The sequence below is a fragment of the Devosia sp. P1_H9 genome, from assembly GCF_056405135.1.
Genome location: NZ_JBFUCQ010000006.1, coordinates 1 through 14517 on the forward strand (window position 1 = coordinate 1; position 14517 = coordinate 14517).

14 protein-coding genes are annotated in these 14517 nt (G+C 65.7%); 5 read left to right on the plus strand and 9 right to left on the minus strand.

Features of this window, described 5'->3' with window-relative positions; all coding sequences use genetic code 11:
• Nucleotides 1-249: 249 nt before the first annotated feature.
• The 7 genes from AC1DYL_RS12430 to AC1DYL_RS12460 all read right to left on the minus strand — a co-directional run bounded on the left by AC1DYL_RS12430 (nt 250) and on the right by AC1DYL_RS12460 (nt 6445).
• Nucleotides 250-2157, minus strand: a complete 1908-nt coding sequence (locus tag AC1DYL_RS12430) for a DUF2207 domain-containing protein (RefSeq protein ID WP_477173367.1) — start codon at nt 2155-2157, stop codon at nt 250-252.
• Between the two features lie 196 nt (nt 2158-2353).
• On the minus strand, nt 2354-2911 hold the full coding sequence (locus AC1DYL_RS12435; RefSeq protein WP_477150071.1) for a LemA family protein: 558 nt from the start codon (nt 2909-2911) through the stop codon (nt 2354-2356).
• Nucleotides 2912-3090: 179 nt separating this feature from the next.
• The gene (locus tag AC1DYL_RS12440; protein WP_477173368.1) at nt 3091-3279 is read right to left on the minus strand and encodes a DUF7230 family protein; all 189 of its coding nucleotides are present in this window, start codon (nt 3277-3279) and stop codon (nt 3091-3093) included.
• Between the two features lie 30 nt (nt 3280-3309).
• Complete coding sequence (locus AC1DYL_RS12445; RefSeq protein WP_477157177.1) at nt 3310-3459, minus strand: hypothetical protein; 150 nt, start codon at nt 3457-3459, stop codon at nt 3310-3312.
• 45 nt (nt 3460-3504) lie between these two features.
• A complete protein-coding gene (moaB, locus tag AC1DYL_RS12450; RefSeq protein ID WP_477150074.1) occupies nt 3505-4041 on the minus strand; it encodes a molybdenum cofactor biosynthesis protein B in 537 nt (178 codons plus the stop codon).
• A gap of 4 nt (nt 4042-4045) precedes the next feature.
• Entirely contained in the window at nt 4046-5434 is a 1389-nt protein-coding gene (locus tag AC1DYL_RS12455; RefSeq protein WP_477173369.1) for an MFS transporter, read from the minus strand.
• A gap of 183 nt (nt 5435-5617) precedes the next feature.
• On the minus strand, nt 5618-6445 hold the full coding sequence (locus tag AC1DYL_RS12460) for a uracil-DNA glycosylase (RefSeq protein ID WP_477173370.1): 828 nt from the start codon (nt 6443-6445) through the stop codon (nt 5618-5620).
• Nucleotides 6446-6501: 56 nt separating this feature from the next.
• On the opposite strand from AC1DYL_RS12460, the gene AC1DYL_RS12465 reads away from it, so the two are divergent.
• The 3 genes from AC1DYL_RS12465 to AC1DYL_RS12475 all read left to right on the plus strand — a co-directional run bounded on the left by AC1DYL_RS12465 (nt 6502) and on the right by AC1DYL_RS12475 (nt 10894).
• On the plus strand, nt 6502-8154 hold the full coding sequence (locus tag AC1DYL_RS12465) for an electron transfer flavoprotein-ubiquinone oxidoreductase (RefSeq protein ID WP_477173371.1): 1653 nt from the start codon (nt 6502-6504) through the stop codon (nt 8152-8154).
• 114 nt (nt 8155-8268) lie between these two features.
• The gene (locus AC1DYL_RS12470; protein WP_477150078.1) at nt 8269-10005 is read left to right on the plus strand and encodes a tetratricopeptide repeat protein; all 1737 of its coding nucleotides are present in this window, start codon (nt 8269-8271) and stop codon (nt 10003-10005) included.
• 19 nt (nt 10006-10024) lie between these two features.
• Entirely contained in the window at nt 10025-10894 is an 870-nt protein-coding gene (locus AC1DYL_RS12475; protein ID WP_477173372.1) for a 4-(cytidine 5'-diphospho)-2-C-methyl-D-erythritol kinase, read from the plus strand.
• 53 nt (nt 10895-10947) lie between these two features.
• Here the strand turns inward: AC1DYL_RS12475 and AC1DYL_RS12480 are convergent, their stop codons facing one another.
• Nucleotides 10948-11616: an outer membrane protein gene (locus AC1DYL_RS12480; RefSeq protein ID WP_477173373.1), complete on the minus strand. Its 669-nt coding sequence runs from the start codon at nt 11614-11616 to the stop codon at nt 10948-10950.
• Between the two features lie 153 nt (nt 11617-11769).
• The gene (locus AC1DYL_RS12485) at nt 11770-12789 is read right to left on the minus strand and encodes a polyprenyl synthetase family protein (RefSeq protein WP_477173374.1); all 1020 of its coding nucleotides are present in this window, start codon (nt 12787-12789) and stop codon (nt 11770-11772) included.
• Between the two features lie 70 nt (nt 12790-12859).
• On the opposite strand from AC1DYL_RS12485, the gene AC1DYL_RS12490 reads away from it, so the two are divergent.
• Nucleotides 12860-13642 carry a tRNA1(Val) (adenine(37)-N6)-methyltransferase gene (locus AC1DYL_RS12490; protein WP_477173375.1) on the plus strand — a complete coding sequence of 261 codons (783 nt, stop codon included), beginning with the start codon at nt 12860-12862 and terminating at the stop codon, nt 13640-13642.
• 49 nt (nt 13643-13691) lie between these two features.
• Nucleotides 13692-14516: a S49 family peptidase gene (locus AC1DYL_RS12495; RefSeq protein ID WP_477173376.1), complete on the plus strand. Its 825-nt coding sequence runs from the start codon at nt 13692-13694 to the stop codon at nt 14514-14516.
• The last annotated feature ends 1 nt before the right edge of the window (nt 14517 follow it).

The following is a 14517-nucleotide window of genomic DNA, read 5'->3' on the forward strand; positions in this document are numbered from 1 at the left end:
TCGTCATGATCTCGCTTCGGTGCAGCGGATGGGCACAGAATCGCATGGGTGGGGAGTGGGGGGATAGATCGGCGCAAGATTCTCGCAACGCCTTGCCCAGCCTCGTGATTGTGGCTCCGCTCACCCCCACCCATCCCCCCGTCAGAGGGGGAGGTGCCGGGCGGTGGTTGTGGCAAGATCGAGCTCCGACCACTGCAGGGCGGATGTGTGTTCAGATGGTGCGTCACCAACCTGCGCGCTGCCTACAGGCTACCATCCACCCCCGCCGCCACCGCCTCCGCCACCACCGGAACCGCCGCCTCCGCCGCCGCCGCTGGAGAAGCCAGAGCCCGATGACGAACTCGGCTGCGCAGCGACCATCGCGGCGCTCATGCCGCTGGCGACCGAGGAAACGGTGTTCGCGAAGCTGCCCGAGCCGCTCGACCAGTCGCGGCCGGAATAGAAGCCGGGCGAATAGCTGCCGCTGCGCGCGTCCGCCACCGCGTTGCGCGCTAGTTCGCCCTCGAAGTGCTCCGACCATGGCTTTTCGACGCCCAGCGCGATGGCGTAGGGCAGGATGCGCTCGAACCGCTCCACCGTCATCGGCGGCTCGTTGGTCATGTTGAGGCGATTCTTCTCAGCGGTGTTCATGTACATCTTGAAGCCGTCGAGTTGATCCATGACCTTGCGGCCCTGCACCGTCGGCGCCCGCATCAGCACGGCGAACACCACGTTGATGAAGATGATCGAGGCGGCGCCGATCAGCGCCATGTCGGGGCGGAACTCGCCGATGCGGAAGTCGCCGAAGAAGCTGCCGGCCGCGCCGAGGACATTCCCGCCGAAGATCACTGCCCACACCGCGAAGATGATTTTCGACAGGATCGGGCTGCGCCACAGGCCCCTGAGGATGCCGGCGAGGATGCCCAGAAACAGCGCGCCGGCGCCCGCGAACACCAGGGTGATCGGGTCCAGCATGTCGAACAGCACCATGGCGAGGAGGATCGCCACCGACAGCGCGACGCCCAGCACCACGTAGCCGGTGTTGTTCTTGTAGTAGACCTGCCGGTTCTCGGTCTCGATGGCCGAGACGAACTGGCCGCGGGTCTCGTTGAGCTTCGGCCCTGTCGTGGTGTTGACCGTTACCTTGCCCTGCGAGTTGAAGTAGTTGAAGAGCAGCCGCTCGGCCGCCCCGAGATCGTCCGGCGGCTCCTTCCCGGTAGTGGTGACGGTCAGCGTCTTGCCCGGGTTGTCGATCTTTACCAGGCCCCTGACCCCGAGGTCGAAGATCGAGGCGGTGAAGGCAGTCCAGCCACCCTTCGCCCAGCCCATGCCGTCGACATACTCGGCGAGCCCCGGCGAGAAGTCCTTGGGCGGGTGGAACAGCGGGACGATGGTGCCCTTCTTGGGGTCGCGGCCGACGGCGCTCCAGGCGAGGAGGTTGTAGAGCAGCACCAGGCCGACAGCGATCACGGGCACCACGATGTCGCGGTGGTCGCTCAGCCAGAACAGCAGCGCGTCTAGTCCCTCCGGCTCGGTGAGGATGCCCTTTTGAAACGACGCCGCCACGCTGACGCCTTCGCCCGAGGCCAACGGTCGGTTTACCCGGAAGATCGCAGTGTTGTCCGAGGTGCGAGTGATGGTGACTGCTTGCTCCATCGATCCGGGCGGGCCGGTGTAGCCGACCAGCCGGTCGATCACCGCGCCCTTGGGCAGGGTGATCGAGGCGACAGCCTCCTCGATCGGGAAGTTCCAGTAATTGCCGGTGGCATTCCAGAACAGCTCGTCATGATCGGCGAAGATGCGGCCCATCCGGGTCATGGTGTAGCGGATGGTGTATTTGTGCCGGCCGTTGCTGAGGAACACATCGGCATCACCGATACGGATGCGCTTGAAGCCGGCCCCGATGCTTTCGAGCGAGTAGGGCTCGGCCCGGCCGTCGCGAGTGACCGATTGCACGGCGAGGTTGGAGCGGAGGCGCGAGTTGTCCGGGTTGATCAGGATCAACGGGATGTCGCGATAGATGCCGCGCTTGATCTCATAGCCTTCGGCGTTCACCTCGATGGTCTCGATGACGTCGACCGAGCCATCGGCGAGGAGGGTGACGGCGGAGGCGAATGAGGTGATGGCTTCGCGGGCGGTGGCCGGAAGGGCGAGGAGGAGGGCGAAAAACAGCGCCAATAGAGCGGCCGCGAACCCGGTGGCTGTGGACCGCCACCCCTGTTTCCTCCCCCTACTGGGGAAGGAAACCCTCCGAATTGGCGGCGGCTGCCGCAACGTCGGAGCAAGCGGCTCCTTCGTCTCCCTCCCCGGCAGGGGGAGGGGACAGGGGTGGGGGTCCACAGCCACCAGCTTCTCCATTTTGAACAACCGGCGCTTAGAACTTCACCGACGGCACGGCCCGGTCGGCCTCGTTCTCCAGCTCGAAATACTCCGCCTTCTCGAACTTGAAGGCATTGGCGACGACGTTGGAGGGGAAGCTCTCGACGGCGGTGTTCAGGTTGCGCACCGAGCCGTTGTAGTAGCGGCGGGCCAGCTGGATTTCGTCTTCGACGTTCTGCAGCGCGCTCTGGAATTCGAGGAAGGTGGTGTTGGCCTTGAGGTCTGGATAGGCCTCGGCGATGGCGAGCAGCTTGCCGAGAGCACCTGACAGCGCCCCCTCGAGCTGGCTGCGCTCTGCCGGGCCGGCATTGGCGCCGGCGGTGGCCGCGGCGCGGGCGTTGGTGACGGCCTCGAGCGTCTCGCGCTCATGGCCCATATAGCCCTTCACCGTCTCCATCAGGTTGGGGATCATGTCGGTGCGGCGCTTCAGCTGAACATCGATGCCCGACCAGCCCTCTTCCTTGAGCTGCCGCTTCGACACCAGGTCGTTGTAGATGAAGATCGCGTAGCCAACTGCGGCGACGACGATCGCCAGAATGATCAGCCCAGTCATGGAGCCCTCCCGATGTGACGCCCTGAGTGCCGCAAAGTGGCACCGGACGGTAGGGCATCGCAATTGAATTGCGCCGGCTGAATGGGAAATGAACGTGTTTTTGGAAGGAGTTCGCGGCGCGAGCTAAACTTGGTGATAAACTGGAATTCAGCAAATCAACTGAATTAACTGCAACGCAGTTATTCGCCTGGCTCTTCGGTTTCGAGCAGCGGGTCCTGTTTGTGCTTCTTCTTGCGCTTGTAGCCCTTCGGATCGGGCTCCACTTTGGGCTGGAATTGCCCTTCGCGCAGTGCCTTGGCGGCGACGTTGCGCGGCGCCGTCTGCTTGCGCGTCAGGGCGACGGTGATTTTCTGGTCCTTGCTGGGCATGCCGGAAGATAGCGCGCTGAGGGTCGGTTGTCAGTGGCGCTTGAAGTACTGCACTTCGCGCTCGTGCTTTTCGGCGCCTTCGCGCGTGTCGAAGGTGCCCAGGTTCCGACGCTTGCCGGTCTTGGGGTCGGTTTTCTTGGAATAGAGCCGGTATTCGCCGGACTTGAGCTTGCGGATCATCGGAGTTCTCCTTCGAAGGACAACGCCGGGGCCGAAGCGCCGTTCCTAGCGCTCGGCCAGCCGCGGCATCAGCTCGACGAAGTTGCAGGGCTTGTGCCGGTTGTCGAGCTGGGCCCGCAGGATCCCCTCCCACGCATCGCGACAGGCGCCGCGCGAGCCGGGGAGGACGAAGACGAACGTCTCGCCGATCAGGCCGCCGGTGGCGCGCGACTGGAGGCTCGAGGTGCCGACGGTGGTCGAAGAGTACTGGTGGAACAGCACCGAGAACCCCTCCATCCGCTTCTGGAACAGCGGCTCCAGCGCCTCGGGCGTCACATCGCGGCCGGAGAACCCAGTGCCACCGGTGGTGATGATCGCATCGATGGCCGGGTTCACCACCCACTCCATCACCTTGGCGCGGATCTGATGGATGTCGTCGCGCACCACGGCGCGCTCGAAGCACTTGTGCCCGTCGGCTTCCATCAGCGATTTCAGCAGCGCTCCACCGGTATCGGTTTCGAGCGTGCGCGTATCGGAAACGGCGAGCACCGCGATCGACAGCGGGGTGAACGGCTTGCTCTGGTCGAGCTCGCTCTTGAACATCTCTCTACTCCGGCTTCGGCTTGTCCGACTTCGTCGTGTCGCCTGGAGCATCGGGCTTGGGATGCTCGGGCGCAAGCACCACCGGCTCGATCGGATCAGGCACGATGATCTCGGCTTCGCCCGCAGGTGCCACAGGAGCTGCAGTCGGGCGAGGCGCTTGGCTTTCGTCACCGCGCGGATCGAGCGTCACCGTGCCCGGCGACACGCCTTTCTCGGCGCTCATGGCGCGGAACCGGACCCGTCCCGTCGCGTCGCGTACCGGCCGCACCTTCATCCTGAGGAACGCCGTGACGGCCAGCGCCCCATGGAACGTGGCGGTGACGATGAACAGTCCCACCGGCGCGATCGTGTTCATCACCCAGCTGGCGATGATCGGACCGATGGCGAGGCCGATGCCGAGGATCAGCAGCATGCCGCCGGCGACGCGGCCGAACTCCCCCTCCTTGGCGAAGTCGTTCGCATGCGCCACGGCGATGGCATAGAGCGGGTAGGCGCCGAATCCGTACATCCCGAACAGGATGAACATCAGCACCCCGCTGCTGGGGTTGATCAGCACGGTGAGCAGCCCGACGACAGCCGAGAAGCCGCTGAGACCGACGATCACCAGCCGGCGGTCGATCTTGTCCGACAGCCGGCCGAACGGCGTCTGCGCCACGGCGCCGACGACGGCGGTGACGGCGAACAGGTAGGCGATGGTCGAGGCGTCGAGCTTCTGCTCGAAGCCATAGACCGGGGCGAGCGTGCCGAACGTGCCGTTGGCCATGCCGCAGGCGAAGGCCGCGATCACGGCCAGGGGCGAGGTCTTGTAGAGCAGCACCACGTCAAGCCGAGCCGACGAGATCGGCCGCGGCTGCGGCGTCGAGGTGAGCGCGGACGGCAGAAGCGCGCAGATGAAGGCGATGGCGCCGACCACGAACGGGATGTGGCCGAATGTGCCGGTGACCGCCATGGCCAGCTGGCCGACCGTCGAAGCTGCCATGTTGATCGTGGTGTAGACCGAGAAGATGGTGCCGCGGCTGCGGTTGTCGGCGACTTCGTTGAGCCAGCTCTCGACGATCATTGCCGCGCCGGCAAAGCAGAAGCCGGAGAAGGCGCGCAGCACGATCCAGCCGATGTCCTGAACCCAGAGCAGGTTAAGGAGAATGGTGACCGTGCCGATCGCCGCCATGATCGAGTAGGCACGAATGTGCCCGACCCGTTTCACCAGCAGCGGCACGGTGATCGAGCCGGCGACGAACCCCACCGACCAACCGGTGCCGATGAGGCCCAGCGCGGTCAGCGAAAAGCCCTCCTCGGCGCCGCGCACAGAGAGCAAGAGGCCCTGCAGGCCGCCTCCGAACATCAGGAGTGCCGAGCCAATGAACAGGGCATAGATCTTGAGGGCGGAGGACATGGCGCTTTCTGCGGTTCTTGGTCCTGAGGCGCTTGCCCGTGGAGTCGGACCAAATTCGGGCAGGATACTCAAGCGCCGCGATTATTCTCTGCGCGAGAGCGTTAAGTCGCCGTCAAAATAGCAATGCCGGTTGGTGCTTTGGTCGTAGGGGATAACGGCTGGTGGTTGTGGCGACCGCGCGGACTAGCCGGCAGCGGCCCGCGCCGCATCCATCGCCTGCTTCAAACTCAGCATGTCCCGCCAAGCCAATGCCTTCGAGGCCGGCGTGCGCAGCAGGTAGGCCGGGTGCAGGGTGGCAAGCGCCTTCGTCTGGTGGCTGTTGATCGTCAGGTCGCGCCACTGGCCGCGCATGCGGGTGATGCCGTTCTGGGTCTGGAACAGCGACTTGGTCGGGACGTTGCCGAGGGTCACGAGGAACTTCGGCGCCACCAACTCGACCTGGCGCAGCAGGAACGGAGTGCAGAGCGCCATTTCTTCGGGCGAGGGATCCCGATTGCCGGGCGGGCGCCAGGGCACCATGTTGGCGATGTAGACCTTAGTGCGGTCTAGCCCGATGGCTGCCAGCATGCGGTCGAGCAGTTGCCCGGCGCGGCCGACGAAGGGCTTGCCTTGCAAGTCCTCCTGTTCGCCCGGGCCTTCGCCCACCAGCATGATCTCGGCTTCGGGATTGCCGTCGGCGAACACCAGTTGGGTGGCGCGCTTCTTAAGGAGGCACCCGTCATAGGCGTTCATCACCGCGCGGAGCTCGTCGAGCGTCGTGGCGCCGGCCGCGAGAGCAGTCGTTTCGGTCGGATCCGACGTCAGCGAGATCGCTATCGGAGCCTGTGCGGGCACCGGCGTCGCGGCTTGAGCAACGTCGGCAACTGGTGCCGGACGGGCGCGCGACGGCGCGGCGGAAGCGGCGAAACGATCGACCGGCTCCTCGCCCACGGCGAAATCGACGCCGACGGCGCGATACCAGTCGAGCGCCGCGCGGGCTTCGGCGTCATTTAGCGGTCGATTTTCGGACATTTGTTCTGTTATGTCACAGCCCGCTTTCCCCCGCCATCTTCGAATGGATGTGACCCTTGGCCGACGCCGGCAACCGCGAGATCCTCGAGACCGACGTGGTCATCGTCGGCGCTGGTCCCGCGGGGCTGAGCGCGGCCATCCGGCTGAAGCAGGTGGCGCCGCACCTGTCGGTCACAGTAGTGGAAAAGTCGGCTGAACTGGGCGGACACATCATTTCCGGCGCAGTGATGAACCCGGTAGGACTCGATGCGCTGCTGCCCGGCTGGCGCGACATGGGGGCGCCGGTTGGTCCCGATGTCACGCGCGATACCTTCCACTTCCTCACCGGCAGCGTCGATATCCCGCTGCCGGGCCTGATGATCCCGCCGCAGATGAAGGTCCCCGATGCGGTGATCGTCAGCCTCGGCGATCTGGTGAAATGGCTCGGCGAGCAGGCACAGGGCCTCGGTGTCGACATCTTCCCGATGACCGCGGCAGTGGATGTGCTGACTGGCGAGGGCGGCCGGGTCGAAGGCATCATCACCGGTGATCTCGGCGTCGATCACGCCGGCAATCCCAAGGGGACCTATGCCGCGGGCATTGGGCTCAGGGCCAAATACACGCTGATCGGCGAAGGGGCCCGCGGCTCGCTGGCCAAGCATTTGATTGGCCATTTCGGCCTTGCCGATGGGCGCGATCCGCAGCTCTACGGGCTCGGCATCAAGGAAGTCTGGGAGATCGCCCCCGAGCATCATAAGGCGGGGCGCGTCGATCACTATCTTGGTTTCCCGCTCGACAATGCCACTTCCGGTGGCGGGTTCGCCTACCATGCGGCGGGCACCAAGCTCTATCTCGGCTTTGTTGTCCACCTCGGCTACGAGGACCCGACGCTGTCGCCATTCGGCGAGTTCCAGCGGTTCAAGAGCCATCCAGCGATTGCCCGAGTACTGCAGGGCGCGCGACGGCTGAGCTATGGCGCACGCGCATTGACCTCGGGCGGGCTGCAGTCGGTGCCGGACCTCGCTTTTCCGGGCGGTGCGCTGATCGGTTGCGCCGCGGGCTTCATGAACGTGCCGGCGCTGAAGGCCATCCACAACGCCATCCGCTCGGGCGTGGCCACCGCCGACCGGGTCGCTGCGGCGATCGGGGAGGGCAGGGCGCACGATATGCTCGAGGGGCTGAACGACAGCGTGTTGGCAACCGGTATCGGCGCTGAACTGGAACCGGTGCGTAATGTGAAGCCGTTCTGGGGCCGCTTCGGCACGTATCTCGGCGTATTACTGGGCGGCTTCGACATGTGGTGCGAGGCGCTGTTCCGCTTCTCGCTCTTTGGCACGCTGAAGCACGGTAAGGCTGACTACCAGGGGCTGAAGCCGATTTCGGCAGTGACGCCGCGGACCTATGCGCGCCCGGACGGCGTGACGACCTTCGATCGCGCCGCCTCGGTCTATCTCGCCAACCTCAGCCATGACGAAGACCAGCCGGTGCACCTCAAGCTCGCCGACCCCGATCTGCCGGTGCGCGAGAACCTGCGGCGCTACGGCGAGCCGGCGCCGCTCTACTGCCCCGCGGGGGTCTATGAAGTGGCCGAGGAAGGCGGGGCGCCAGTGTTCCGCATCCACGCGGCGAACTGCGTGCACTGCAAGACTTGTGATATTAAGGACCCGGCACAGAACATTACTTGGGTGCCGCCCGAAGGCGGGTCGGGACCCAACTATTCCGGAATGTAGGCGGCCGGACGCCGTCACGTCATCGTGCCTGCCCCTTGCGGCGCAGTCGCAAAATCGCCCATGTTTCTTGGGCTAGTCAGCGCTTTCCTGCCCTCCTCGGAGTTTTCGAGCCTCGTGACCCAAAAAGCCCGTCTCGCTTCCGGCGTTCTGCTCGCCGCCATGCTCACCATCGGTGGTGCCATGGCGCTCGAATCGACCGCGTTCCCGCTGCGGGATAACAGCGTCACCGGCAGCTACCTAGCCGGCCGGCAGGCGCTTTCGGATCTACGCACCGATGACGCAGCGCGCTATTTCCGCGCCGCCGCAGAGGGCGACTGGGACAATCCGATCATCATCGAGCGCAGCTTCATCGCCTATGCCGCGAACGGGCAGGTGTCCGACGCGGCGCGCGTTGCCAAGCACATGCTCGAGCTGAGCGCGCCGAACGACCTGGCGAGCCTCGTCCTCGGCACCGAGGCGGTCAAGCAGCGCCGCTATGGCGCCGCGGCCAAGGAACTCGAGAATGTCGGCGGCGATACCTTTGCCGGGATCACCGGCGGGCTGTTGCGAGCCTGGGCGCTGCTCGGCGACGGCAAGCCGGATGAGGCCAACAAGGTGCTCGACGAGATCGGGCAGGGCGGGCTCGAGGATTTCCTCGTCTTCCACCGCGCGCTGATGGCCGACGTCGAAGGCAAGAGCAAGGAAGCGCTGGAATACGCCGCCAAGGCATACGAGACCGACCCGTTCGTCGCCCGTATCGTCGAGGCCTATGCGCGCATGTTGGGCAATGCCGGCCGCTTTGACGAGGCCGAGGAAGTGATCGCCAAGTTCGAGGCCCAGGGGCTCGACCATCCGCTCGTCGCTGCCGTGAAGGCCAAGCTCGACCTGAAGCAGCGCCCCGGCGTGTTTGCGGCCGACGTGCAGTCGGGTGCAGCCGAGATGTTCCATTCGGTCGGCGTGGCGCTGGCCCGCGAGGGCAGCCCCGATGTCTCGGCAGTGTTCCTGCAGCTCGGGATGTATCTCGATCCCAAGTCCGACGTGATCGACCTGGTCTATGGCCAGCTGCTCGATGGCGCCGGCCAGCATGACGCTGCCAACGCCATCTACGACAAGTTGCCGGCCGACTCGCCGATGAAGCCGATGGCCGTGGTGCGGGTGGCGGAAAACCTCAACGCCATGGGCAATCGCGACGAAGCGATCCGCAAGCTCGGCAACATCGTCGCCACCAACCCCAAGGATCTCGAGGCGCTTTCGGTGCTCGGCGACATGCAGCGCGCCGCCGAGAAATATGCCGAGGCGGCCGACACCTACACCAAGGCGCTTGCGGTTGCTGGTGGCGACGCTCCGGGCGACTGGCGCTTCTACTATGTGCGCGGCATTGCCTACGAGCGCGACAAGCGGTGGGAGAAGGCCGAGGGTGATTTCAAGCGCGCGCTCGAGCTCAACCCCGACCAGCCCCAGGTGCTGAACTATCTCGGCTACAGCTGGGTCGACCAGGGCATCAACCTGATGCCGGCGCTCGACATGATCCAGAAGGCAGTCGCGGCGGCGCCGAATGACGGCTACATCATCGACAGCCTTGGCTGGGCCTATTTCCGGCTTGGCCGCTTCGAGGACGCGGTGCAGCAGCTCGAACTCGCCGTGCAGCTCCGTTCCACCGATCCCGAGATCAACGACCACCTCGGCGATGCCTACTGGCGGGCCGGGCGCCAGCTCGAGGCTCGGTTCCAGTGGAACATCGCCGCGGCCGTCGACACCACCGGCGCGGTGAAGGAGCGGGTGGCCAAGAAGCTCGCGGGCGGTCTCGATGCCGTTAGCCCCGCGCCCGATGCAAGCCCTGTAGCGGAAGGCCAGGCCGCGCCCGCCCAGTAACATGGCGCAGGGCACCGCCGTGGCCGCCGTTTCTGAGGCGGCCCCCGCAAAGGTCAATCTCGCCCTGCATGTCACCGGCCGGCGCGCCGATGGCTACCACGAGCTCGAGAGCCTCGTGGTGTTCGTCGACGTCGCCGACGAGGTCTCGGCGCATCCCGCCAAGGCCGATCGCCTGCGCGTCACCGGTCCCTTCGCCGCAGCGGCGGGCGGAGGCGACTCCAACCTCGTGATGCGGGCAGTGAACGCGTTCCGGGCCCGCTGGCCGGAGAGCCTGCCCAACGGGCTGGATATCTCGTTGACCAAGAACCTGCCGGTCGCCGCAGGCATTGGCGGCGGTTCGGCCGACGCCGCAGCGATGCTGCGCCTGCTTGCGGGCATCGCGGAGGGCGAGTTCTCGCTCGCCGACCTGCGGGCGGTTGCACTGACGCTCGGCGCCGATGTGCCAGCCTGCCTGCTGTCGCGGCCCTGCGAAGTGCGTGGCGTCGGCGAAATTCTCCACCCGCTGCGCGGTTTTCCCCCCACTCACCTGGTGCTGGTCAATCCGCTGATCCCGGTGGTCACCGCCGACGTGTTCCGCCGGCTGGAACAGCGCGCCAACCCACCAATGCCCACCCTGCCGCAACCGCTCACCCGTCCGGCGCAGCTCGGCCTGTGGCTGGCCGAGACTCGCAACGACCTCGAGGCTCCGGCCGTCGCGCTGGTACCGGCGATCGGTGACCTGCTGCGGCAGATGCGCGTGCTGGACGGCTGCGCGCTGGCCCGCATGTCCGGCTCCGGCGGCACGGTGTTCGGCCTCTTCGGCTCCGCCGCCCAGGCCCATCAGGCCGCCCACGACATGCGCGCGAAATACCCACAGTACTGGGTCGCAGCGGCTCCGGTGATCAGCTGAAAACGACAACGGCCCCCGAAGGGGCCGCTGCGAAATGATGCTGATCGGTACGATCAGAAGTGGAAGTTCACGCCCGCGGTCAGGCTGTGCGCCGTGATGTGCGAGTCCGACACGATCGGAGTGGGGAAGAACTCGTAGGACTGCGTGCCATAGTCGCTGTAGCGGTACTCGGCCCGGATCGACACGTTGTCGGTCACCATGGCTTCCGCACCGACACCCACCGTCCAGCCGACGTGAGTCTGCGTGTCGTCGAAGGTGCCGAAGATCTCGCTGGTGCTGTTGAGGGCTGCAAGGCCAGCAGTGGCGTAGAGCAAGATCGTATCGAGCGAAACGCCGGCGCGAGCACGCAGCGAGGCTTCCCAATTGACCTGACGCTCGATGAAGCCGGTTTCGGCTAGGTCGCTCGTTACGTCACCGACCGACACGTCGCCTTCGATGCCGAGCACGAAGGTGTCCATCTGCCAGTTGTAACCGGCCTGGGCGCCGAGCAGCCAACCGTCGATACCATAGCTGTCAGCCGGGCCGGGCTGCGGAACAACTTCCCAGTCAACGTTGCCGCTGACCCAGCCGAGATGGCCGCCGACATATGCGCCATTCCAGTCGCCAGAGGCCACGGGCACCGCAACGGCCGGTTCGTCGATGATCAGATCAGCAGCGTTGGCGGCGCCGGCCGCGCTCAACAGCAGCACGCTGGCGAATGCAATCTTGGTCTTCGTCCACATAGAAAATCTCCCAATTCAATGGACCACTCGATACGGGGCCGATTGTTGGGAGTCTAATTAATTGTGGTGGGATGCGGAAAGAACTGTGGCCAAATGTTGCACGCTTGCCACAAAGCCGCCGCGGCAGAGGAAAACGCCGCGGCCGTATAAGTGTTAATACGCCCGCGCAACAGTAAATTCGGCGATCTCGCCGAGGAGCGATTTCATCTCGCTGGGGGGCAACTGCTTCAACGACTCACGGGCCCGGCGGGCGTGAGTGCCGGCTTGCTCGATGGTGCGGCCAAGGGTGTCGTAACGATTGAAGATCGCGACGACTTGCTTGAGCTGGGTTTCCCCGGCGTCCACGACGCCCAGTGCCGCGACCAGCACGTCGCGCTCAGCCGGTGTCGCCGTTTGCAGCGCCAGAATAACCGGCAGGGTCATCTTGCCTTCGCGCAAATCGTCGCCGGTGTTCTTGCCCAGGGTGCCGCTTTCGCCGCGATAGTCGAGCACGTCGTCGACCAGCTGGAACGCGAAGCCCAGTTCGCGGCCGTAGTTGCGGAGCGCCTCGCGACCGGCCGCGTCGGCGCCGCCGGCCATCGCACCCACTTCCGTCGCCGCCTCGAACAGCGTGGCCGTCTTCGCGCCGATCACCTCGTCATAGTCGGCGGCGCTGGTGCTGAGATCGCGCGTCTTGGCCAGCTGCAGCACTTCGCCCTCGGCGATGATCGTCGCGGCCTGCGAGATCACCCTCAGCGCTTCGACATTGCCGGTGTCGACCATCATCATGAAGGCTTGGCCGAGCAGGAAATCGCCCACCAGGACGCTCGCCTGGTTACCCCATTTCATCCGCGCTGCCGCCCGGCCGCGCCGCATCTCGCTCTCGTCGACCACATCGTCGTGCAGCAGGGTGGCATTGTGCATGAACTCGACGGCGGCGGCGAAATTCACTTCGCTGCCATTGGCACGGCCGAACAGCATCGAGGCCGCGACGGTCAGCATTGGCCTGAGCCGCTTGCCGCCCGCATCGATGAGATAGCGCGCCACTTCCGGAACCAGCTGGACATGCGAGCTGGCCTTTTCGAGGATCATCGCATTGACGAGATCCATGCCTGTACGGGTAGCGTCGACCAGCCGGTCAAGCGCGCCGGCGTTCGTCGTCGCCTCGTTTGCCGCTGCCGCCGATAGAGCCATGAAATCCCCGGTTTGAGCTACGCATCCGGCACCCTATAGTCGGGCGCATGCGAACTGTCGCGATGGTGCGATGTCCCTAGACGAAGCTACCGATCTTGTAAAACAACAAACGCTGACGCGCGACGCCTTTTTGGGTGGCCGCCTCACCGTGTCGCAGCCTGAGCGGGGCTTTCGCGCTGGGCTGGACTCCGTGCTGCTCGGTGCGTCGGTGGGCGCCGGCTCGCGCAGCCTGCTTGATCTCGGGGCCGGCGCCGGCACCGCGGCGCTGGTTGCGATGGCCGAGCTCGTGGACCTCACGGGGACGCTAGTCGAGGCTGATCCGGCAATGGCGGCGCTTGCGACGCTGAACCTCGGCACCAACGGCATGGCCCAGCGCAGCAAGGTGCTGCAGCTCGATTTGACGGCGCTGGGCCGGGTTCGTGCCGCTGCGGGGCTGGCCAGTGATCATTTCACCACCGTCATCGCCAACCCGCCCTTCTTCGATCCAGGCCGGGGCTCGGCGCCGTCCACTCAGCGCGCCGACGCACGGCACATGGACGACGACGTTCTCGATCGCTGGGTGAAGACCGCTGCCACCCATGCCGCGCCGGGCGGTGAGGTGATCTTCATTCATGTCGCAGAGGCATTGCCGCTGCTGCTGACCGCCTTCACCCGGCGCTTCGGCGCCGTCAGCGTGCTGCCGCTGCTGCCACGCGAGGGCGAGCCGGCCAGCCGGGTGCTGGTGCGCGGCATCAAGGGCTCACGTGCGCCGTTCACGCTGATGGCGGCTCGCGCCTTGCACGAACCCACGGGCCGAGCCTTCCGCCCCGAGTTCGACGCGATCTTCCGCGGGACCGGGCGGCTCATCTGGTAATCTCGCGCCGAGGCACATACATCTGCCCGGTCGAAAACGAGGGTATCGCATGGGTCTCCGGTCCTGGATGAAGCGCAAGATGGGGCAGGGCGGTCCGGTGGTGCCGGTGGTTCGCCTGCACGGCGTCATCGCTGCCGACCAGCGGCCCGGCCGTCTGAACATCGAGACTGTGGCGCCGCTGCTGAAGCGCGCCTTCGCGGTAAAATCCGCGCCGGCGGTTGCCATCATCATCAATTCTCCGGGCGGCTCGGCGGTGCAATCGCGGCTGATCTCGAAGCGCATCCGTGACCTTGCCGATCAGCACGAAAAGCCTGTGCTGGTATTCGTCGAGGACGCCGCGGCTTCGGGCGGGTACTTCATTGCTACTGCCGGTGATGAGATCATCGCCGATCCCTCGTCCATCGTGGGCTCTGTCGGCGTGATCTTCGCCGGCTTCGGCTTTGTCGAGACGCTGAAGAAGGTTGGGGTTGATCGCCGGGTGCATACCTCGGGCCGCAACAAGTCGACGCTCGATCCTTTCCTTCCCGAGAAGCCGGAGGACGTGGAGCGCATCAAGCAGATGGAGACCGACATCCATCAGGTGTTCATCGACTGGGTGAAGATGCGTCGTGGCGACCGGCTGAAGGCATCGGATGACCTGCTGTCCACCGGCGAGTTCTGGAGCGGCATCCGCGGGCTGGAACTGGGCCTGGTCGATGGCCTCGGCGACCTGCATGAAGTGCTGCAGACCCGCTACGGCGACAAGGTCGAGTTGCTGCCGATCGGGCCCAAGCGCAGGCTCTTCAGTCTCCCGGGCTTCGGCTTGGCGGCGCTGGCCGGCGACGTTGCCGCCAACATTGAGGACCGCTCCGTGTGGGCGCGGCTGGGGCTCTAGC

Coding starts and splice junctions, on each gene's coding strand:
- AC1DYL_RS12435 (WP_477150071.1), bottom strand. CDS start 2,911: ATGACTGGGCTGATCATTCTGGCGATCGTCGTCGCCGCAGTTGGCTAC.
- AC1DYL_RS12440 (WP_477173368.1), bottom strand. CDS start 3,279: ATGCCCAGCAAGGACCAGAAAATCACCGTCGCCCTGACGCGCAAGCAG.
- AC1DYL_RS12445 (WP_477157177.1), bottom strand. CDS start 3,459: ATGATCCGCAAGCTCAAGTCCGGCGAATACCGGCTCTATTCCAAGAAA.
- moaB (WP_477150074.1), bottom strand. CDS start 4,041: ATGTTCAAGAGCGAGCTCGACCAGAGCAAGCCGTTCACCCCGCTGTCG.
- AC1DYL_RS12455 (WP_477173369.1), bottom strand. CDS start 5,434: ATGTCCTCCGCCCTCAAGATCTATGCCCTGTTCATTGGCTCGGCACTC.
- AC1DYL_RS12460 (WP_477173370.1), bottom strand. CDS start 6,445: ATGTCCGAAAATCGACCGCTAAATGACGCCGAAGCCCGCGCGGCGCTC.
- AC1DYL_RS12480 (WP_477173373.1), bottom strand. CDS start 11,616: ATGTGGACGAAGACCAAGATTGCATTCGCCAGCGTGCTGCTGTTGAGC.
- AC1DYL_RS12485 (WP_477173374.1), bottom strand. CDS start 12,789: ATGGCTCTATCGGCGGCAGCGGCAAACGAGGCGACGACGAACGCCGGC.
- AC1DYL_RS12490 (WP_477173375.1), top strand. CDS start 12,860: ATGTCCCTAGACGAAGCTACCGATCTTGTAAAACAACAAACGCTGACG.
- AC1DYL_RS12495 (WP_477173376.1), top strand. CDS start 13,692: ATGGGTCTCCGGTCCTGGATGAAGCGCAAGATGGGGCAGGGCGGTCCG.